This window comes from Thioalkalivibrio sp. ALgr3, from assembly GCF_000377325.1.
Taxonomy (GTDB): domain Bacteria; phylum Pseudomonadota; class Gammaproteobacteria; order Ectothiorhodospirales; family Ectothiorhodospiraceae; genus Thioalkalivibrio.
In genome coordinates, this window is record NZ_KB897976.1 from 332,957 (window position 1) to 354,350 (window position 21,394).

Genomic DNA, 21,394 nt, shown 5'->3' on the forward strand with positions numbered 1-21,394 from the left:
TTGTGCGGGCGGTGGGTTCAGTTGATCGGGTGGGTCGGAAGATCGTTGCGGTCGCGGGCCGCCTCGTACAGCGGACGTACCTCGTCGGCCAGCCGGGCGAGCTCGCGCTGGCGCCCTTCCGGCGCCGGATGGGTGCTGAGGAACACCGGATGGCGGCTGCCATTGGACTGTTCCGCCATCTTGCGCCACAGCGCCGGGGCGGCGTCGGGGTCGTAGCCGGCGCGGGCCGCCAGTTCGATGCCGATCTCGTCGGCTTCGGTTTCCATGCGCCGGCTGTGGGGCAGCTGCACCGCCAGCACCGCGCCCAGCGCGGCGCCGGTCAGCGCCAGCTCGGAGCGGTCGCCGGTGATGGCGAAGCCGGTGACCGCCAGATTGGAGGCCATCGCCACCGACATCTTCTCGGCGCTGTGGGCGGACAGGGCATGGCCGATCTCGTGGCCGATGATCTGCGCCAGTTCGTCGTCGGTCAGTTCCAGCTGTTCGATGATGCCCGAGTAGATCGCCATCTTGCCGCCGGCCATGGCGAACGCGTTGAGGGTGTCCGGCGCCTCGATGACCGCGATCTCCCAGTCCCAGTCCGCGGTTTCGGGGCGGTACTCGATGGCCTGTGCCACGACCCGGCCGGTGATGCCGTGGACCCGTTCGGTCATCTCGGGGTCGGCGTTGATCCGGCCTTCGTCGCGTGCGCCGGAGAGCATCTCCACGTACGCCTCGCGCGAGGCGTCGATCGCCTGGTTCTCCGAGACCAGCATCAGCTGGGAACGTCCCGTCACCGGATTGGTGGTGCAGGCGGGCAGGCCCAGGGCCATGCCCAGTACGGCGATCAGGGCCAGCACCGGCAGGCGCCGGCGCAGCGGACGGAACAGCGAGTTCATGCGTGACCAGTTCATGCGGTTTCTGCCTGCAGGTCCCGCGGGGATGCGGGATGATGACACCTCTTCAGCATACACCCTGCGGACCGCCCTGCGGAGCCCGCACGCAAACGAGGGCACCCCGAAGGATGCCCTCGCCGGATCGGCCACGCCGGCGGGGCCGATGGGCCGCCGCCTGCCTGCGGGGCCGCGTGATGCGACCTCGCGCGGGACTTCAGAACGCGAAGCGGCGCTTGAACTTGTCCACCTGGCCGGCGGTGTCGACGATCTTCTGCTTGCCGGTGTAGAACGGATGGCACTGCGAGCAGACGTCCAGGTGCATCTCGTCCTGACCCAGGGTGGAACGGGTCGTGAACTTCGTGCCACAGGTGCAGATCACGTTGACTTCGCGGTATTGGGGATGGATCTCGGCTTTCATGGTCGACTCACGCGTGTTCGGGCGAAAAGTGCGCTAGCATAGCCGCCTCCTGTGGCCGGGCGCAAGTCGACGGCGGTCTTCGCGGGGGGCGGCCGGGATCCGGACGTGCTGTCGGGCGGTGCGAACAACTCGTTGTCTTGCGGGGCGTTCCGGCGGGGCGTGCGTTTTGCCCGAAACCGGTCGGTTCGCGTCCGAGCACGTTCCCGTCATCGCGAGTCGCGAAGCGATGTGGCGATCTCCATCCGAAGCCACCTGTTCCTGCATGCAGCCCGCTTCGGCCGATTGCCACGTCGCCTTCGGCTCCTCGCAATGACGGGGCGAGGGGGCTGCGACTCGCGATGGCGGGAGCCTGCCCGCAGGCGAACAGGGCCGGCGGGCTGCTCTCCGGGCGGTACGGGCAAGTCGTTGTCTTGCGGGGCGTTGTGCCGGGGCGCGCGAGTTTTCCCCGAAACCTGTGGAAAACTTTGTGGACGAACTGTCACTGGATGGCGCCAGCGGCTTGCTGCGGCGCAGGACTCTGGATTGGTCAGTTTTTGCCCAGAGTTTTTATATTACTGAAAATAAAGTGTTCCTTGTATGTCAATGGGCCCGGGCCCGGTGCTGCCCGGGGTCGGGACCGGCGTGAAAGGACGGGAGTCGCGTTGTGAATAACATGTCCGCATTGTCAAGCGCAGTGCCGCAGGTCGGCTTTGTCAGCCTGGGCTGTCCCAAGGCGCTGGTGGATTCCGAGCGCATCCTGACCCGGCTGCGTGCCGAGGGCTACGGGATCGTCGGGGACTACACCGGGGCGGACCTGGTGGTGGTCAACACCTGCGGGTTCATCGACGAAGCGGTGGAAGAATCGCTGGGGGCGATCGGCGAGGCCCTGGCGGAGAACGGGCAGGTGATCGTGACCGGCTGCCTGGGCAAGGATGCCGAGACCATCCACGAGCGCCACCCGGACGTGCTGGCGGTGACCGGGCCGCACGCCTACGAGGACGTGGTGACGGCGGTGCACGAGCACCTGCCGCCGCCGGCGGGCACCTTCGAGACCCTGGTGCCGCCGGAGGGCATTCGTCTGACCCCGCGCCACTACGCCTATCTGAAGATCTCCGAGGGCTGCAATCACCGCTGCAGCTTCTGCATCATCCCCGGCCTGCGCGGCGACCTGGTCAGCCGCTCGATTGGCGAGGTGCTGGCGGAGGCCGAGCGCCTGGCCGAGGCCGGGGTGCGCGAGATCCTGGTGATCTCGCAGGACACTTCCGCCTACGGCGTGGACGTGAAATACCGTACCGGCTTCCACGGCGGGCGCCCGATCCGTTCCGACATCGCGCATCTCGCCGAGGCCCTGGGGCGGCTGGGGATCTGGGTGCGGCTGCACTACGTCTATCCCTATCCGCATGTGGATCGCCTGATCCCGCTGATGGGGTCCGGCGAGGAGGGCGGGCTGCTGCCCTATCTCGACATGCCGCTGCAGCACGGCCACCCGCGGGTGCTCAAGGCGATGCGCCGTCCGGCTGCGGCGGAGAAGGTGCTGGAGCGGATCGCCGACTGGCGCGCGCAGGTGCCGGACCTGACCCTGCGCTCGACGTTCATCGTGGGCTTCCCCGGCGAGACCGAGGCCGAGTTCGAGACCCTGCTGGACTTCCTGCGCGAGGCGCAGCTCGACCGCGTCGGGGCCTTTGCCTATTCGCCGGTGGACGGGGCCGAGGCCAATGCCCTGCCGGACCCGGTGCCCGAGCCCGTGCGCCAGGAACGCCTGGCGCGGTTCATGGAGGTGCAGGCGGAGATCAGTGCCGAGCGCCTGCGCCGTCGGGTGGGCACGCAGCCGGTGGTGCTGGTCGACGGCACCGACGAACACGGCGTCGTGGTCGCGCGTTCGGCCGCGGAGGCGCCGGAGATCGACGGGGTGATCCGCGTGCCGGATGCCGATCCCGACTCGGTGGAGGCGGGGGACTTCATCGAGGTGCGGGTCACGGACACCCGCGAGCACGACCTGATCGCCGAGGTCGCCGACCCGGACGAGTGACCGGGGCGGCCTCGCTCGGCGGCCGTGCTCAGCCGCCGTTGCGTTTCGGGGCCACCGGTTCCGGCGTGGCGTCCCAGATCTTCTCCGCGTAGTCACGCACCGTGCGGTCGATGGAGAAGAAGCCCATGCGCGCGATGTTGGTGAGCGCCGCGGCGTTCCAGCATTCCGGCTGTGCATACAGCGCGTCGGCCCGCTCGCAGGCCTCGCGGTAGGCGGGGTAATCGGCGAGCACGAAGAACGGATCCTGATGGCGCAGATAGTGCCCCAGTTCCGCATGGGTGGCGTTGTCGTCGCAGGTGAAATAGCCCTGCTCGAGCATCTCCACCGTACGCGTCAGGGCCGGGCGCCCGGCGAGCATCGCCTCGGGGGGCTCGCCGCGGGCGCGGTGGGCGACCACCTCGGACTCGGTCATGCCGAAGATGAAGATGTTCTCCTCGCCGACCGCGTCGCGGATCTCGATGTTGGCACCGTCCAGCGTACCGATGGTCAGCGCACCGTTCAGGGCCAGCTTCATGTTGCCGGTGCCCGACGCCTCGAAGCCCGCGGTGGAGATCTGCTCCGAGAGGTCCGCCGCGGGGATGATCACGGTCGCGGCGCTGACCTCGTAGTTGGGGATGAACACGCACTTCAGGCGGTCCCCCACCTGCGGGTCGTGGTTGATGATGTCGGCGACCTCGTTGATGACCTGGATGATGTCCTTGGCGCGCTGGTAGCCGGGGGCCGCCTTGCCGCCGAAGATCACCACCCTCGGGGGCACGTCCTCGCCGTCGCGGATGCGGTTGTACAGCTCGATCACGTGCAGCAGCTTGAGCAGCTGGCGCTTGTATTCGTGGATGCGCTTGATCTGTACGTCGAACAGGACGTCGGTGCGGATGCGGATGCCGGTGCGTTCGCGCACCAGCGCGGCCAGGCGCTCCTTGTTCTTGCGCTTGACCTGCTGAAACTTCTGTTGAAGCTCCGGATCCGCGACCCAGGGCTCCAGCGCGCGCAGGCGTTCAAGGTCGTACTGCCAGTCGTGGCCGATCTTTTCGCCGAGGAACTCGGTCAGCTCCGGATTGGCCTGGATCATCCACAGCCGGGGGGTGACGCCGTTGGTGACATTGACGAAGCGTTCCGGCCACAGCTGGTAGAAATCGGCGAACAGGGTCTGTTTCAGCAGCTCGGTATGCAGGGCGGCGACGCCGTTGATCTGGTGTGAACCGACCACCGCCAGATGGGCCATGCGGACGTTGCGCCCGCCTTCCTCGTCGATCAGCGACAGCCGCTTGAGGCGTTCCTCGTCGCCGGGGAAGCGCCGGCGCACCATCTCGAGGAATTCGTGGTTGATGCGGTAGATGATCTGCATGTGCCGCGGCAGCACGCGGGTCATCAGGTCCACCGACCAGGTTTCCAGGGCCTCGGGCATCAGGGTGTGGTTGGTGTAGGCGAATACCTTGCGGCACAGCTCCCAGGCACGGGCCCAGTGCAGCTCATGGCGGTCCATCAGCAGGCGCATCATCTCCGCCACCGCGATTGCCGGGTGGGTGTCGTTCAGCTGGATCGCGACCTGGTGGGGCAGGTCGTCCAGGGTATAGCCCAGCTCCAGGTGGCGATCGAGGATGTCGTGCAGCGAGGCGGCGACAAAGAAGTATTCCTGCTTCAGCCGCAGTTCCTTGCCGATGGCGGTGGCGTCGTTGGGGTAGAGCACCATGGAGATGCTCTCCGACTGGCTCTTGTCGGCCACCGCGCGGATGTAGTCGCCCTCGTTGAAATAGCGCAGGTCGAAGTCGCGGGTCGCCTTGGCCCCCCACAGGCGCAGGTTGTTGACGTTGCGCCGGCCATAACCCGCAGTGGGGTAGTCATAGGCCATCGCCAGGATCTGTTCGCCGTCTTCCCAGGAGTAATGTACCGATCCGTCACTCCGGTGGTGTTCCACCACCTCGCCGTAGAAGCGGATCGGGTATTTGCGTTCCGCGCGCGGGAACTCCCAGGGGTTGCCGTAGCGCAGCCAGTTGTCCGGGTGCTCGACCTGACGGTAGGGCTCGAACTGCTGGCGGAACATGCCGTACTCGTAGCGGATACCGTAGCCGAAGCCCGGATAGCCCTGGGTCGCCAGCGACTCGAGGATGCAGGCGGCCAGGCGCCCGAGGCCGCCGTTGCCCAGCGCGGCGTCATCCTCCCAGGCAACGATCTCGTCGTAGTCCTGTCCCAGCTGAGCGAGGGCCTCGCGGGTCTCGTCGAGGATGCCGGTGTTGCGCAGGTTGGCCTCCAGCATGCGCCCGATCAGGTATTCCATCGACAGGTAATAGACCCGCTTGACGTCTTCCGCGTCGAACTGGCGGCGGGTCAGCAGCCGGCGTTCGATCATGCGTTCGCGCACCGCGAACGAGGTGGCATCGAGCCAGTCGCGCTGGGTGGCCTGTTTCGGATCCTTTCCGACGAACCGCACCATGGCATCGCGGATGGACTGTTTCAGGCCCTCGGTATCGTGCGGGAGCGGGCTGAGCGGGGGGGCCGTAGTGTCGGCGCTGGTGGACATCTTTTTTCTCCGGGGGGTTGCGGCCGGACACGCCCGCCATCGACCCCGGCGCCGTTCAGGCGGGGCGGTCGATGGCGCGGTGTCCAATATCGGTACGGAAGTATATACCCTCGAAGCGGATTTCCCCGAGGGCGGTGTAGGTCTTTTTCTGCGCGTCGGCATAATCGGTCCCCAGACCAACCACGCACAGCACGCGGCCTCCGGCGGTGATGACCTGCCCATGGTCGTCGATGGTGGTGCCGGCATGGAACACGCGGGCGTCGGGAAGCGGCTCCACCGCCTCCAGGCCCTCGATCACATCGCCCTTGCGGTATGCGTCCGGGTAGCCCTCGGCGGCGGCGACCACGCCCAGCGCCACGCGCGGGTCCCAGCGGGCCTCCACCTGGTCGAGCCGGCCGTCCAGCGCGGCCTCGACCAGACCCGCCAGGTCGCTTTCCAGGCGCATCAGGATCGGCTGGGTCTCCGGGTCGCCAAAACGGCAGTTGAATTCCAGCACCTTCGGGTTGCCGTCGGCATCGACCATGATCCCGGCATACAGGAACCCGGTATAGGCCTCGCCGTCGGCGGCCATGCCGCGCACCACGGGTTCGATGACCTCGTGCAGGATGCGGTCGTGCAGGGTGTCGGTGACCACCGGGGCCGGCGAATAGGCACCCATGCCCCCGGTGTTGGGGCCACGGTCGCCGTCATCGCGCGCCTTGTGGTCCTGCGAGGAGGCCAGCGGCAGCACGTGCTCGCCGTCCACCATGCAGATGAAGCTGGCCTCCTCGCCCTGCAGGAATTCCTCGACAACCACCCGGTGCCCGGCCTCGCCGAAGGCATTGCCGGCCAGCATGTCGCGTACCGCGGCGCGCGCCTCGTCGGTGGTCTGCGCGAGGATCACGCCCTTGCCGGCGGCCAGGCCGTCGGCCTTCACCACGATGGGCGCGCCGTGGGTGTCAATGAACGCCAGCGCGGCGTCCTCGTCCTCGAAGCTGCCGTACGCCGCCGTGGGGATGCCGTGGCGCTGCATGAAATCCTTGGCGAAGGATTTCGATCCCTCCAGGCGCGCGGCGTCGGCGGTGGGACCGAAGATCGGCTGGCCGGCGGCGCGGAAGGCATCCACCACGCCCGCAACCAGCGGTGCCTCGGGCCCGACCACGGTGAAGGCGACATCCTCGTTCCGGGCCACGGCTAGCAGGCCGTCGATGTCGGTGGCGGCGCAGTCGACGTTCTCGCAGCCGGGTTCGCCGGCGGTGCCGGCATTGCCCGGCGCGACCAGCACCCGCGCGACCCGCGCGGACTGCGCCAGTTTCCAGGCGAGGGCGTGTTCACGCCCGCCGCCGCCGATCACCAGGACGTTGATGGCCGTTTCGTTCATGAGCGTTCTCCTGCGGCCGCGATCAGTGGCGGAAGTGGCGCATGCCGGTGAAGACCATCGCGATGCCGTGCTCGTCGGCCGCGGCGATGACCTCCTCGTCGCGCATCGAGCCGCCCGGCTGGATCACCGCGGTGATGCCGGCGCTGGCGGCGGCATCGATGCCGTCGCGGAACGGGAAGAAGGCGTCCGAGGCCATCACCGAACCGGCCACCTGCAGGCCCTCGTCGGCGGCCTTGATCCCGGCGATGCGCGCGGAATACACCCGGCTCATTTGACCGGCGCCCACGCCGACGGTCTGCTGGTCACGGGCATACACGATGGCATTGGATTTCACGTACTTGCCCACCTGCCAGGCGAAGGCCAGGTCGCGGTTCTCCTGCTCGGTGGGGGTGCGCGCGGTGACGATCTTCAGGTCCACGTCGCCCAGCGAGCCGCGGTCGGTATCCTGTACCAGCAGCCCGCCCCCGATGCGCTTGTAGTCCAGTCCCGGGGCCGCAGGGGCGTCGGGGATCTCCAGCACGCGCACGTTCTTCTTCGCGGACAGCGCGCGCAGGGCCCCGGGGGTGATCTCCGGTGCCATCACCACCTCGACGAACTGCCGGCTGACGATGGCCTGCGCGGTGTCACCCTCCAGCGGGCGGTTGAACGCGATGATGCCGCCGAAGGCCGAGGTCGGGTCGGTCTGGAACGCGCGCTCGTAGCTCATCAGCTGCGACGGGGCGACCGCGACCCCGCAGGGGTTGGCGTGCTTGACGATCACGCAGGCCGCCTCGTCGAACTGGCGCACGCACTCCCAGGCTGCGTCCGCGTCCGCCAGATTGTTGTACGACAGCGACTTGCCCTGGTGCTGGCGGAAACTGGCGAGCGAGCCCGGCGCGGGTTGCGGGTCGCGGTAGAACGCCGCGTTCTGATGCGGGTTCTCGCCGTAGCGCAGGGTCTCCACCCGCTGGAAGGTCGCGTTGAGCTGGCCGGGGAAGCTTTCCCGGTGGCCGTCGTCGTCCAGTGCCGACAGATAGTTGCTGATGGCCGCGTCGTAGCGGGCCACGTGGTCGAACGCCGCCACCGCGAAGCGGAAGCGCAGCGCGGCCGGGATACCGCCGTGTTCGTCCAGGGCTTCGACGATCGCGCGGTACTGGCCGGGATCGGTGGCCACGGTCACGTCGCGGTAGTTCTTGGCGGCCGCGCGCAGCATCGCCGGGCCGCCGATGTCGATGTTCTCGATCGCCTCTTCCAGTGTGGCGTCGGGGCGCGCCACGGTGTTCTCGAACGGGTACAGGTTGACCACCAGCAGGTCGATCGGCGGGATGTCGTGGGTCTCCATCGCCCCGGCGTCGGTGTCGCGCCGGCCCAGCAGCCCGCCGTGGATCCGCGGGTGCAGGGTCTTCACCCGACCGTCCATGATCTCGGGGAAACCGGTGTGTTCCGAGACCTCGGTCACCGGGACCCCGTGCTCGCCCAGCAGACGCGCGGTGCCGCCGGTGGACAGCAGTTCGGTCCCGCGTTCGTGGAGGTGGCGGGCGAGTTCCACCACGCCGGTTTTTTCGGAAACGGACAGCAGCGCGCGGCGCACGGGAGCCTGGGTAGTCATGGGACCTCGAAATCGCGTCAAAACGGCCATTATAGCGAAGGTGTCGGGGATGTCGCGGCCGTGCGGGCGGGTGCAGTGCCGGACGGTGCGGCCGGTGGCCGATTTGTAATTTGGGCGCAAAACCTTTAGCGTATAAAAACACTTTCGGACACAACGCCTGCGTTCCGACGCAACGCATGGCACCGTTTGCGATCCCCGAGCCAGGCGCGCGAAAGCCGCCAGACCACGGCTCGGCACCCGGGCAACCACCGAATCCTTCCGGGTGTCAGGAACCGCCGGCCAGGCCGGCGCCGGATGCTGGAAACAACGCATCCGTATCGGGAGCCCGCGATGACGGGCCGCCCGTACCCGGTCCTCGCAGGAGAAGTTTCATGCCAGCGACCCGGGGTGCGGGATCGTCTTCGGTCGTGCAGGCGTTGTAACCCGGTGCATCCGTGGCCACGAGGGCCGGACGCACTTCATTGCAGCAAAGCCAAGAGGAATCAGCATGTCAGCGAACGTGAAGAACGATCAGGATTTCGGCGACGAGCCGATTGAACGCCGCGATACCGACAACTACCACCAGGAATACACCACCGGTTTTGTCGACAAGTGGGACGACCTGATCGACTGGGACAGCCGCGCCAAGAGCGAGGGCACGTTCTTCATCGAGGAACTGAAGAAGCGTGGCGCCAAGCGCGTGCTCGACGTCGCCGCCGGCACCGGTTTCCATTCCGTGCAGCTGCTTGAGGCCGGCTTCGACGTGGTGACCGCCGACGGCGCCCACGAGATGCTCGTGAAGGCCTTCGAGAACGGCCGTTCGCGCGGCCACATCCTGCGCACGGTGCAGGCCGACTGGCGCATGCTCAACCGCGACATCTACGGCCGCTACGACGCCGTGGTCTGCCTGGGCAACTCCTTCACCCATCTGTTCAACGAGCACGACCGCCGCAAGGCCCTGGCCGAGTTCTACTCCGCCCTGAACCATGACGGCGTGCTGATCCTGGACCAGCGCAACTACGACACCATCCTGGATCACGGTTACTCGTCCAAGCACACGTACTACTACTGTGGCGACGACGTGCAGGTGGAACCGGCCCACGTCGACGAAGGCCTGGCCCGCTTCCAGTACCGCTTCCCCGACGGGTCCGAGTACTTCCTGAACATGTTCCCGCTGCGCAAGGCCTATGTCCGCCGTCTGATGCGCGAGGTCGGTTTCCAGCAGATCGAGACCTACGGGGACTTCCAGGAGACCTACCGCGAAGCCGATCCGGATTTCTTCATTCACGTCGCCGACAAGACCTATCTCGAGGACGAGAATCGATGAGCCAGGACTATTCCGACGTCGTTGAAACGGCGCGCGACTACTACAACAGCGAGGATGCCGACACCTTCTACAAGATGGTGTGGGGTGGCGAAGACCTGCACATCGGCCTGTACGAGTACCAGGACGAGCCGATCGGTGACGCCAGCCGGCGCACCGTGGCTCACATGGCCGACATGCTGGGCGAGCCGGAGCCGCACTGGCGCGTGCTCGACATGGGCGCGGGCTACGGTGGCGTGGCCCGCTACCTGGTGGAGAACTACCGCTGTGACGTGACCGCGCTCAACCTCTCCGAGAAGGAAAACGAGCGCGATCGCGAGATCAACCGGGCGCGTCAGCTGGACCACAAGATCACCGTGGTCGACGGCTCCTTCGAGAAGGTGGACGAGCCGGACGAGTCCTACGACGTGGTGTGGTCCGAGGATTCGTTCCTGCACAGCCCGAACGAGGACAAGTACAAGGTCATCCAGGAGGCAGCGCGGCTGCTCAAGCCGGGTGGCTGGCTGATCTTCACCGATCCGATGCAGACCGATGACTGCCCCGAGGGCGTGCTGGATCCGATCCTTGCACGCATCCACCTCGATTCGCTGGCCTCCCCGTCCCTGTACCGCGATGCGGCGCAGAAGGCCGGGCTGCGCGAGATCGGTTTCGAGGAACATTCCGGGCAGATCTCGACGCACTACGGTCGGGTGAAGCAGGAACTGGAGTCGCGCGAGGAGGAGCTCAAGCGCTTCATCTCGCAGGACTACATCGACCGCATGAAGCAGGGCCTGCAGCACTGGGTCGACGGGGGCAACTCCGGGTACCTGACCTGGGGCATCTTCCGCTTCCGCAAGCCGGAATAAGAAGGCCCGTTATCGCGGGTCCTGCGGGCGTGCGTCGTCCGGGGCCCGCCAGGCTCCGCCCCGTCGACCCTCGGCGGGGCGGAATCGTATCTTGTAGTCCATGCGGGGTGCGTTCGGGATCCAGTACCCGAGATAGACATGCGGCAACCCCAGGTTCCGCGCATGCTCGATCTGGCACAGGATGCCGAACGTGCCCAGCGCACGGGCCGGAAGGTCCGGCTCGTAGAAGGTATACATGGCCGACAGCCCCTGCGGCGTACGATCGGTGATGGCGACGCCGAGCAGTTGTCCGGCGCGGCGGAACTCCAGTAGCTCCACCGGGGCGCTGCGTTCCGTCAGCATGCCGGCGTATTCCTCGCGATTCATCTGCTCCATGCCGCCACCCGCGTGGCGGTTGCGCAGATAGCGCAGGAACAGCGGCATGTGTTCGTCCAGGTCGGCCTCGGTGCGACCGTCGCCCGCCCCCGGCGGGGCGCGATATTCGATATCGAGGTCGGCGTTGGCGCGCAGGCAGCGGCGCTGGCTGCGGTTCGGGCGGAAGGCGGCCACCGGTATGCGCACCGGCACGCAGGCATCGCAGGCGGGGCAGTGGTGGCGATAGACAAAACGGCCGCTGCGGCGAAAGCCCTCGGCCAGCAGGGCCCCGAAGCCGGCGGCATCCAGCCGGGCCTCGGGGTCGACCAGCAGGGACTGCATCTCGCGCCCGTCCGTGATGTACGGACAGGGCTGCGGGGCAGTCAGATACCAGCGGATCGGGGATTCCTGCATTCCGCTATCCTGACAGCTCCGGCCCGGGGCGCCAACGCATACCGGGCCGTGCCCCCGCCACCGGCGGGACATGACCGGGGTTCGATGCCCGGCATGCTAAAGTAATGACATTTGAAACCAATGGTGTACGGCACATGACGGCAACGCGACAAGATCTCGAGAACGCCCTGAAGGAACGCATCCTGATTCTGGATGGCGGCATGGGCACGACCATCCAGCTGTACGATCTGCAGGAGGCGGACTATCGCGGCGAGCGCTTCAAGGACTGGGAAGGCGACCTCAAGGGCAACAACGACCTGCTCTCCCTGACCCGCCCGGACATCATCGAGCAGATCCACAACGATTACCTCGAGGCCGGCGCCGACATCATCGAGGCGAACACCTTCAACGGTACCCGCATCGCGATGGCGGACTACCACATGGAGGATCTTGTCCCCGAGCTGAACCGCGAATCCGCGAAGCTCGCGCGCAAGGCCGCCGATGCCTGGACCGAGAAGACCCCGGATCGTCCGCGCTACGTGGCCGGCATCCTCGGCCCGACCAACCGCACCGCTTCCATCTCGCCGGACGTGAACGATCCGGGCGCGCGTAACGTCGATTTCGACACCCTGGTCGAGGCCTACAAGGAGGCCGCCGAGGCGCTGGTCGAGGGCGGGGTGGACCTGCTGCTGATCGAGACGGTGTTCGACACCCTGAACGCCAAGGCCGCGATCTTCGCGGTCAAGACCCTGGAAGACGAGCTCGGGAAGGACCTCCCGGTGATGATCTCCGGCACCATCACCGACGCCTCCGGTCGTACCCTTTCGGGCCAGACCACCGAGGCCTTCTGGAATTCCGTGCGCCATGCGAACCCGATCTCCATCGGTCTGAACTGCGCGCTGGGGGCCAAGGAGATGCGCCAGTACGTGGCCGAGATGTCGCGCATTGCCGACACCCACGTGTCCGCGCACCCCAACGCCGGTCTGCCCAACGAGTTCGGTGACTACGACGAGACCCCGGAGCAGATGGCCGCGGACGTCGGCCCGTGGGCCGAAGAAGGCCTGCTGAATATCATCGGCGGCTGCTGCGGCACCCTGCCGGAGCATATCCGCGCGATCCGCGAGGCGGTCGAGAAGTTCCCGCCGCGCAAGGTGCCGGAGGTCTCTCCGGCCTGCCGCCTGTCCGGTCTGGAGCCGTGCAACATCGACGATAACTCGCTGTTCGTGAACGTCGGCGAGCGCACCAACGTGACCGGCTCGCGCAAGTTCCTGCGCCTGATCCAGAACGAGGAATACGACGTCGCGCTGGAAGTCGCGCTGAACCAGGTCGAGGGCGGCGCCCAGATCATCGACATCAACATGGACGAGGGCATGCTGGAGTCGCAGGATGCGATGGTCCGCTTCCTCAATCTGCTGGCCGGCGAGCCCGACATCGCCCGCGTGCCGGTGATGATTGACTCCTCCAAGTTCGAGATCGTCGAGGCCGGCCTGAAATGCGTGCAGGGCAAGCCGGTGGTCAACTCGATCTCCATGAAGGAGGGCGAGGAGAACTTCATCCGGCAGGCCGAACTGTGCCGCCGCTACGGCGCCGCGATCGTGGTCATGGCCTTCGACGAGGATGGCCAGGCCGACAACGAGGACCGCCGCGTCGAGATCTGTACCCGCGCCTACAAGCTGCTGACCGAGAAGGTCGGCTTCCCGGCCGAGGACATCATCTTCGACCCGAACATCTTCGCGATCGCGACCGGCATCGAAGAGCACAACAACTACGGCGTCGACTTCATCGAAGCGGTGCGCCGCATCAAGAAGGACCTGCCGCACGCCCTAGTCTCCGGCGGCGTGTCCAACGTGTCGTTCTCGTTCCGCGGCAACGAGCCGGTGCGCGAGGCGATCCACGCGGTGTTCCTGTACCACGCCATCAAGGCGGGCATGGACATGGGCATCGTCAACGCCGGCCAGCTGGCGGTCTACGACGATATCGACGCGAAGCTTAAGGAAGCGGTCGAGGACGTGGTCCTGAACCGCCGCGATGACGCGACCGATCGCCTGCTCGAGCTGGCCGAGGAGTACAAGGGCCAGGGCGGTGGCAAGAAGGAAGAGAACCTCGAGTGGCGCGAGTGGGAAGTCAGCAAGCGCCTCGAGCACTCCCTGGTCAAGGGTATCGACACCTACGTGGTGGACGACACCGAAGAGGCCCGTCAGGCCTACGACCGCCCGATCCAGGTGATCGAAGGCCCGCTGATGGACGGCATGAACGTGGTCGGCGACCTGTTCGGCGAGGGCAAGATGTTCCTGCCGCAGGTGGTCAAGTCCGCGCGCGTTATGAAGAAGGCCGTGGCGCACCTGATCCCGTACATCGAGGCCGAGAAGACCGGTACCGAGAACAACGGCAAGATCCTGATGGCCACCGTGAAGGGCGACGTGCACGACATCGGCAAGAACATCGTCGGCGTGGTCCTGCAGTGCAACAACTTCGAGGTCATCGACATCGGCGTGATGCAGCCGGGTGCCGAGATCCTGAAGGCCGCCAAGGAGCATGATGTCGACGTCATCGGTCTGTCCGGCCTGATCACCCCCTCGCTGGAGGAGATGGCCAACTTCGCCGCCGATCTGGAGCGCGAGGGCATGACCACGCCGCTGATGATTGGCGGGGCGACCACCTCGCGCGCCCACACCGCGGTCAAGATCGAGCCGAACTACTCCGGCCCGGTGGTCTGGGTGAAGGACGCCTCGCGTGCGGTGGGCGTGGCCCAGAGCCTGATCAGCCCCGAACTGCGCGAGAACTACGCCGCCGAGATCCGCGAGGAATACGAGAAGCTGCGCGTGCAGAACGCCGGGCGCAAGAAGAAGGTCCAGTGGCTGTCGCTGGAGAAGGCCCGCTCCAACAAGCCGGAGATCGACTGGTCCGCCTACGCCCCGACCAGGCCGAAGGCGCTGGAGACCGACGACCTGCCGGGCGAGCCGACCGTGCTGCATCCGCACGGCGATGGCTCGGTGCTGCTGCGCTTCGATGACTTCGACCTGAACAAGGTCAAGGAGTACATCGACTGGACGCCGTTCTTCCATTCCTGGCAGCTGCATGCGGCCTACCCGCGCATTCTCGAAGACGAGAAGGTCGGGGAAGAGGCACGCAAGCTGTTCAAGGATGGCCAGGAGATGCTGCAGCGCATGATCGACGAGAAGTGGGTGACCTGCCGCGGCGTGGTCGGCTTCTTCCCGGCGAACAGCGTCGATGACGACGACATCGAGGTCTATGCCGACGAGAACCGCAGCCAGGTGCTGAAGAAGCTGCACCACCTGCGCCAGCAGACCGAGAAGCGTCGCGGTCAGCCCAGCCACTCGCTGGCGGACTTCGTGATGCCGAAGGAGGCCGGTGGCCCGGACTACATCGGTGCGTTCGCCGTCAGTGCCGGCGGTGACGTGGATGCGAAGGCCGAAGAATATGAAAAGGCCAACGACGACTACCACGCCATCCTTGTGAAGAGCCTGGCGGACCGCCTGGCCGAGGCCTTTGCCGAGTGCATGCACGAATACGTGCGCAAGTACTACTGGGGCTACGTCGCGGACGAGCAGCTGGCCAACGAGGACCTGATCGAAGAGAAGTATCAGGGCATCCGTCCGGCACCCGGTTACCCGGCCTGCCCCGAGCACACCGAGAAGGCCACGCTCTGGGAGCTGCTGCAGGCGGAGGAAAACGCCGACATGACGCTCACCGAGAGCTACGCCATGCTGCCGGTGTCGGCCGTCTCCGGCTGGTACTTCGCGCACCCGGAGTCGCGTTACTTCGGCCTCGGCAAGGTCAACCGCGACCAGGTCGAGGACTATGCGAAGCGCAAGGGCATGTCGTTCGAGGAGGCCGAGCGCTGGCTCGCGCCGAATATCGGCTACGACGACAGCGACGAGGCCAAGGCGGAAGCCGCGGCCGAGCGCGAGGCGCGCAGCGCGTAACCGCAGGGTCCGCCCTGCGACCCGAATCAGGCCCCGCCCCGTGCGGGGCCTTTTTCGTGGGTGGAATACCGTGGAAGACCTGCCCCGGTTTCCGCGCGTCGCCGGATGTTTGTATCCTGCAGGCATGTCCCGGCGGGCGCCCGCGCTCGTCGCCCCATCCCAACGGAGCCCCGCATGACCTCAGGTCAGGAAAGCGATTCCACCCAGCACGTCCTCACCCTGCGCCAGACCCGGCTGGAGGACTATGACGACATCCGCGAGATCATGGAGCGGGTCTACCAGGACCTGGACGGGGCGTGGAGCGAAGCGCAGTTCCGCTCCCAGGTGACGCGTTTCCCCGAAGGCCAGATCTGCATCGAGGACAACGGGAAGGTGGTGGCCGCCGCCATCAGCCTGATCGTCGAGTACAAGCGCTTCGGCGATCACCACAACTACTGGCAGATCACCGGCAACGGCTTTCTCACCACTCACGACCCGGACGGGGACACGCTCTACGGCGTGGACATCTTCGTGCACCCCGATTACCGCGGCCTGCGCCTGGGGCGGCGCCTGTACGACGCGCGCAAGGAGCTGTGCGAAAAGCTGAACCTGCGGGCGATCGTGGCCGGCGGCCGCATCCCCGGATACGAGGTCCATCGCGACGAGATGACGCCGCAGCAGTACGTGGAGAAGGTCAAGAACCACGAGGTCACCGATCCGATCCTGACCTTCCAGCTGGCGAACGATTTCCACGTGCGCAAGATCATCACGGACTACCTCCCGGACGACGAAAAGTCCGGGGCGTATGCCACGCTGATCGAGTGGCTCAACATCTATTACGAGGAAAAGGAAAAGCTGATCGGCGGCAGCCGTTCGGACGTGCGCATTGGCGTGGTCCAGTGGCAGATGCGGCCGACCCCGGACCTCGATGCCCTGTTCCAGCAGGTGGAGTACTTCGTGGACGCGGTGTCGGGTTACCGCGCCGACTGCGTGTTGTTCCCGGAGTTCTTCAACGGACCGCTGATGGGCGCGTTCAACCAGGACTATCCGGCCGAGGCCGTGCGCCGCCTGGCGGAATACACCGAGGACATCCGCGAGGAGATGGTGCGTCTCGCGCTGTCCTACAACATCAACATCGTCGCCGGTTCGATGCCCGAATACCACGACGACGTGCTCCGCAACGTGTCCTACCTGTGCCGCCGCGACGGGACCTGGGATCGCCAGTACAAGCTGCACGTGACCCCCGACGAGATCGGCTACTGGGGGCTGCAGGGCGGCGACGAGGTGCATGTCTTCGATACCGACTTCGGCAAGATCGGCATCCTGATCTGCTACGACGTCGAGTTCCCCGAGCTGCCGCGGGTGATGGCCGATCACGGTCTGCAGATCCTGTTCGTGCCGTACTGGACGGACACCAAGAACGCCTATCTGCGGGTACGCCGCTGCGCCCAGGCCCGGGCGATCGAGAACGAGTGCTACGTGGTCATGTCCGGCTCGGTGGGTAACCTCCCGCGGGTGGAGAACATGGACATGCAGTACTCGCAGGCCGCGGTGTTCACCCCTTCCGACTTTGCGTTCCCGCACGACGCGGTGGCCGCCGAGGCGACCCCGAACACCGAGATGACCCTGATCGTGGATCTCGACCTCGACAACCTGAAGGAACTGCGCAACCACGGCTCGGTGCGCAATCTGCGGGACCGTCGGCGGGATCTCTACGCGATCGACTGGAAATCCAGCCCCGTATAGAGACGTCCGGAGCCAAAACGTGAAGATCTTCCGCGGATCCCCGCCGGGGCGGGGTGGTATTGTTCGATCATCAGCCGTAATCTGAACTACGGACGTGTCGTCCGCTGCCGTGGGCGCAGGAGGCCACGGAAAGGCATCGAGGTTTTCAGGGGGTAACCATGGCGGAAGCAGTGACGAGCGAAACGCCCGGGGCGTCTGCCGGCGGGCCGCGTACGGCCGTTCTGGTCGTGGACGATTCCAAGGTGATCCGCGTGGCCCTGCAGCGCATCCTCCGGGATACCCATACCGTGTACGAGGCCGCGGACGGCGAAGAGGCATGGGCCCGCCTGCAGGAACAGAACGACATCGGTCTGGTGCTGACCGATCTCTCCATGCCCAGGCTCGACGGGCAGGACCTCCTGATGCGCATCCGGGACGGCGCCGACGGCGTTCCCGCGGATCTCCCCGTGGGGATCGTTACGGGGCAGGAGAACGACGAACAGTCCGAGGAAGACTGGCGTTCCATGGGCGCGAACGCCGTGCTCAAGAAACCGTTCGTGCCGGGACGGGTCCGCGAGGTGGTGGCCGAGCTCCTGCCAGAGCATCCCGTGGCCGACGAGGAGACCGAGGCCGAGCTGCGCCACCTGCGTGACGAGGTCGAGCGGCTGCGGCGCGAACTGATGCTGCGCCAGAGTTCCTCCGGGGATCGCGAGCTGCACAACGAACTGGACCGGCTGCGCCAGGCCCTCGCCGAGTCCCGCGACGATGCCACCGCTGCCTATCAGCGCGCCGACGAATACGAGGAAAAGAGCCGTTCGCTCGAGCAGGAGCTGGAAGAGGCGCGCCAGCGCCTGAGCGAGGCCAGCGAGACCCTGGAGCAGGCGCAGGAACAATCGGCGGAGGAGGCCGGGGCCGCGTCCGACGACGACCGCCAGCAGCGGGTGACCGAGCTGGAAGGCGAGGTGATCCGGCTGGAGCACGAGCTGGTCGAGCTGGAGCGCGAGCGCGACAAGGCCCGTGAGGAACGCGATGCGGCGAACAAGACCGCCGAGCGCCTGCGCGGGGAACGCAATCAGCAGACCGAACGCGCGTCGGCGGCGGAGGCCGCGCAGCACGAGCTGGAGACGCAGTGCTCCGATCAGGAGAGTACGCTGGCCCAGCTGCGCGACAGCCTTGAACAGCGTGAACGCGAGCTGTCGGAGGCGATGCACAAGAACAAGTCCCTGCGCGCGCGCATCCGTGATCTGGAGCTGGAGCTCAACGGGGGGCCGAAGGCCGCGCCGGAGGCCGAGGGGCCTGCCTCGGAGCAGGGTGGGGAGGCCCCGGCCGCGACCGGCTCCGGGAAAGCCAGCTTTGATCCCCCCAGCGATCGCCTGTGGTCGCGGCCATGGTTCCGCGGGGTGCTGGTGGCCGCGGTGCTGGCCGTGATCTTCCTGGGCGTGCTGATCTACCTCCGGGGGTTCTGAGCCCCCGGAGGTTCGTGCAGCGCCCGCGTCGGGCCTATTTCAGACGACGCTCCAGGGCCCCCAGCAGGTACTGCCAGGAATCCCGGTCGGCGCGTTCGTCATAGCCCACCGGCATGTCGAATCGCTCGGCGATGCTGTCGGCGTCGGGGTTGGTGAAGCTGTGCAGCACGCCACCGAAATCCACCAGGGTCCAGTCCGCGTCGGCGTTGTCCATCTCCTCGCGGAAGGCATCCACCTGTTCTTTCGGCACCATCGGGTCGGCCGCACCATTGAAGACCAGGACCTCGGGCTTGAGGGTGTCGGCCGACGCCGGGTGCTCGGTGGCCAGTGCGCCGTGGAAGCTTGCCACCAGGGCCAGATCGGCGCCGGCGCGTGCCGCTTCCAGCGCCACCGTGCCGCCAAAGCAGTAGCCCACGGCCGCCACCGGCTGGTCCGCGGTCTGATCGTGGCCGCGCAGGTAGTCGTGCGCGGCGCCGAAGCGCTCCAGCATCATGTCCCGGTTTTCGCGCACCTGCCCGGCGAACTCGCCGGCCTCGGACGGATGGTCCGCGGTGTGGCCGTCGCCGTACATGTCCAGCGAGAAGGCGGTATAGCCTTCCGCGGCCAGCTGCTCGGCGCGGCTGCGGGCGTAGTCGTTGTGCCCCCACCATTCGTGGACCACCAGCACGCCCGGACGCGGACCGTCGACCGACGGGTCCCAGGCGATGAAGCCCTCGAAGGTCTGCCCGTCGTGCTCGTAGGTCACGGATTCGGTGTGCAGGTCGGCCAGCGCCAGGCCAGGGAACAGTGAGGCCAGCGCCACGGCGGCACTCAGGGTTCGCAGTGGTTGCATGGGTGTCTCCTTGTCGAATCGCCGAATCGGCCATTCGAGTATGGTCCCGCTCCGGAATGCGAACAAGAGCGCCCGTTCCGGGATGCGTCGGGGCCGCGCAGGGGCTAAGCTGGAAATGCGGCGCGGAAAGGTAATGCCGCACGGGAGGAGATCCGATGAGCGACGAGACGGGCTTTGCGAGCCTCGAGGCCCGGGTGGAGGCGGCCGACCGGCTGCTGGCCATGCCGCAGGTGGTGTTCGAGGTCTCGCGGCTGCTGGACGACGACGAAAGTACCCAGCCGCAGATCGCTGCGGCCCTCGGGCGTGATCCCGGTCTGGTGGCTCATGTGCTGCGTCTGGCCAACAGCCCGGCCTACGCGCCGTCGCGCGCGGTGGATTCGATCGAGCGGGCGGTGGCGATGCTGGGGCGCGACGTCCTGCAGCGTCTGGTGGTGGCGAGTGCCGTGACGCGCTCCATGAACACCCTCCCCGAGCAGGAGCGTCTGCCGCTGGAGACCTTCTGGCGTCATTCGGCCTACTGCGCCGTCATCGCCCGGCAGCTGGCGCAGGCGGTGGCCCCGCGTGCGGCCGGCGTGGTCTTTCTGGCGGGCTTGCTGCACGACCTGGGCAAGCTGTTGCTGTTCTCGCAGTCGCCCGAAGCGGCGCACCGCGCCTTCCTGGCGAGCCTGGATACCGCGCAGGGCCCGTCGCCGCAGGCCGCCGAGCGCGAACAGATGGGCTTCGACCACGCCCGTCTGGGCGGGGCACTGGCCGAGCGCTGGGGGCTGCCCGAGGCCCTGGTGGAGGGCATTGCCTGGCACCACGATCCGCTTTCCGCCAGCGATCGCCATCGACCCTCGGTGGCCCTGGTGCATCTGGCCAACACCGGCGCCCATCTCGCCGAGATCGATTCGCGCGACTGGGCCGACGCGCCGCCGCTGGAGGAGCAGGCCTGGTCGATCGCCGGGGTCTCGCCGGAAATGCTGCTGCAGGCGGTGGAAGACGCCCAGCACGAGGTCCTGGCGGTGCAGGCCCTGTCCGATCCGGAGGTGGGTACGCCGGCCGGCTGATGGCCATGCGAGAACCCGGGCGGGGCGGCGGCGGTCTACCGGAACGACTGTGAGGAACTTGCCATGACCCGTTGCTCCCGCGCTTGCCCTGCTCCCGGAATACCGTGTTCCGGGCGTGTGCTGCGGTTGGCACTGCTGCTGATCGTCGGTCTCGGCGTGGTCGGTTGCGCCTCGGTGCCCGAGCGGCTGGGGCCGCTTCCCGACCAGCGCCTGGATCTGGCTACGGTGCGTGCCGATGTGGCTGCCGCCGAAGGTGCGCTCGTGGTCTGGGGCGGGGTGGTCGCGGGGGTCGATAATACCGACGACGGGACCCGTCTGGAGATCGTCGCGCGCCCTCTCGGACGCGATGCGCGGCCGCGGGAAACCGATGTCTCTCCCGGGCGGTTTCGCGTGTGGGTGGATGACTTCCTCGAACCGCGGGACCATGCCCCGGGGCGCGAGGTGACCGTGCGCGGACGGATTGCGGGCAGCGAAGAAGGCCGCATTGGCGAGCATGTCTACGAGTTCGTGCAGGTGGAGGCCGAGGCCGTGCATCTCTGGGAACGACGCCCGCCGCCGCAGGATCGACGGTACGATCCCTGGTACGACCCGTGGTATGACCCGTGGTACCACTCGGGCAAGCCCCGCGGTTACTACGGGCCCGGCTGGCGTCACCCCCGTCTGCTGCATCACGATCCGTATCACGACGGGCACTTCCGGTGAATCCGATGCACGAAGACAGATCCGGTAACCGTTGT

15 protein-coding genes are annotated in these 21,394 nt (G+C 67.0%); 8 read left to right on the plus strand and 7 right to left on the minus strand.

All coding sequences use genetic code 11. The annotated features are described in order from the left end of the window. Positions 1 to 17: 17 nt before the first annotated feature. A complete protein-coding gene (locus C998_RS0101670) occupies positions 18 to 875 on the minus strand; it encodes a M48 family metallopeptidase (protein ID WP_018869106.1) in 858 nt (285 codons plus the stop codon). Positions 876 to 1,086: 211 nt separating this feature from the next. Then, positions 1,087 to 1,290 carry a 50S ribosomal protein L31 gene (gene rpmE / locus C998_RS0101675; RefSeq protein ID WP_018869107.1) on the minus strand — a complete coding sequence of 68 codons (204 nt, stop codon included), beginning with the start codon at positions 1,288 to 1,290 and terminating at the stop codon, positions 1,087 to 1,089. 652 nt (positions 1,291 to 1,942) lie between these two features. Here rpmE and rimO point away from each other — a divergent pair. After that, a complete protein-coding gene (rimO, locus tag C998_RS0101680; protein WP_028492201.1) occupies positions 1,943 to 3,298 on the plus strand; it encodes a 30S ribosomal protein S12 methylthiotransferase RimO in 1,356 nt (451 codons plus the stop codon). Positions 3,299 to 3,326: 28 nt separating this feature from the next. Here rimO and C998_RS0101685 read toward each other — a convergent pair whose 3' ends face one another. The 3 genes from C998_RS0101685 to purH are packed head-to-tail and all read right to left on the minus strand — an operon-like array spanning position 3,327 to position 8,764. Next, on the minus strand, positions 3,327 to 5,816 hold the full coding sequence (locus C998_RS0101685; RefSeq protein ID WP_018869109.1) for a glycogen/starch/alpha-glucan phosphorylase: 2,490 nt from the start codon (positions 5,814 to 5,816) through the stop codon (positions 3,327 to 3,329). Between the two features lie 55 nt (positions 5,817 to 5,871). Beyond that, positions 5,872 to 7,161 carry a phosphoribosylamine--glycine ligase gene (purD, locus tag C998_RS0101690; protein ID WP_026279423.1) on the minus strand — a complete coding sequence of 430 codons (1,290 nt, stop codon included), beginning with the start codon at positions 7,159 to 7,161 and terminating at the stop codon, positions 5,872 to 5,874. Positions 7,162 to 7,198: 37 nt separating this feature from the next. After that, positions 7,199 to 8,764 carry a bifunctional phosphoribosylaminoimidazolecarboxamide formyltransferase/IMP cyclohydrolase gene (gene purH, locus C998_RS0101695; protein WP_026279424.1) on the minus strand — a complete coding sequence of 522 codons (1,566 nt, stop codon included), beginning with the start codon at positions 8,762 to 8,764 and terminating at the stop codon, positions 7,199 to 7,201. 487 nt (positions 8,765 to 9,251) lie between these two features. Between purH and C998_RS0101700 the strand changes: the two genes are divergently transcribed. Beyond that, positions 9,252 to 10,070, plus strand: coding sequence for a class I SAM-dependent methyltransferase (locus C998_RS0101700; RefSeq protein ID WP_018869112.1), 819 nt, complete (start codon positions 9,252 to 9,254; stop codon positions 10,068 to 10,070). Beyond that, positions 10,067 to 10,912, plus strand: a complete 846-nt coding sequence (locus C998_RS0101705; RefSeq protein WP_018869113.1) for a methyltransferase domain-containing protein — start codon at positions 10,067 to 10,069, stop codon at positions 10,910 to 10,912. Before C998_RS0101700 ends, C998_RS0101705 begins: the two co-directional genes overlap by 4 nt. 9 nt (positions 10,913 to 10,921) lie before the next feature. On the opposite strand, the gene C998_RS0101710 is transcribed toward C998_RS0101705, so the two are convergent. Next, the gene (locus C998_RS0101710) at positions 10,922 to 11,680 is read right to left on the minus strand and encodes an arginyltransferase (RefSeq protein WP_018869114.1); all 759 of its coding nucleotides are present in this window, start codon (positions 11,678 to 11,680) and stop codon (positions 10,922 to 10,924) included. A gap of 134 nt (positions 11,681 to 11,814) precedes the next feature. Between C998_RS0101710 and metH the strand changes: the two genes are divergently transcribed. The 3 genes from metH to C998_RS0101725 all read left to right on the plus strand — a co-directional run bounded on the left by metH (position 11,815) and on the right by C998_RS0101725 (position 18,776). Continuing rightward, positions 11,815 to 15,606 carry a methionine synthase gene (gene metH / locus C998_RS0101715; RefSeq protein WP_018869115.1) on the plus strand — a complete coding sequence of 1,264 codons (3,792 nt, stop codon included), beginning with the start codon at positions 11,815 to 11,817 and terminating at the stop codon, positions 15,604 to 15,606. A 174-nt stretch (positions 15,607 to 15,780) separates the two neighbouring features. After that, positions 15,781 to 17,331: a bifunctional GNAT family N-acetyltransferase/carbon-nitrogen hydrolase family protein gene (locus tag C998_RS0101720; RefSeq protein WP_018869116.1), complete on the plus strand. Its 1,551-nt coding sequence runs from the start codon at positions 15,781 to 15,783 to the stop codon at positions 17,329 to 17,331. 158 nt (positions 17,332 to 17,489) lie between these two features. Next, positions 17,490 to 18,776, plus strand: coding sequence for a response regulator (locus C998_RS0101725; protein WP_018869117.1), 1,287 nt, complete (start codon positions 17,490 to 17,492; stop codon positions 18,774 to 18,776). A 34-nt stretch (positions 18,777 to 18,810) separates the two neighbouring features. On the opposite strand, the gene C998_RS0101730 is transcribed toward C998_RS0101725, so the two are convergent. Further along, positions 18,811 to 19,608 (minus strand): dienelactone hydrolase family protein, encoded by a 798-nt coding sequence (locus C998_RS0101730; RefSeq protein ID WP_018869118.1) that lies wholly within the window; start codon positions 19,606 to 19,608, stop codon positions 18,811 to 18,813. Between the two features lie 155 nt (positions 19,609 to 19,763). Between C998_RS0101730 and C998_RS0101735 the strand changes: the two genes are divergently transcribed. Next, positions 19,764 to 20,657 carry an HDOD domain-containing protein gene (locus C998_RS0101735; protein WP_018869119.1) on the plus strand — a complete coding sequence of 298 codons (894 nt, stop codon included), beginning with the start codon at positions 19,764 to 19,766 and terminating at the stop codon, positions 20,655 to 20,657. Positions 20,658 to 20,720: 63 nt separating this feature from the next. Then, positions 20,721 to 21,359 carry a Slp family lipoprotein gene (locus tag C998_RS0101740; protein WP_369771831.1) on the plus strand — a complete coding sequence of 213 codons (639 nt, stop codon included), beginning with the start codon at positions 20,721 to 20,723 and terminating at the stop codon, positions 21,357 to 21,359. Positions 21,360 to 21,394 lie beyond the last annotated feature (35 nt).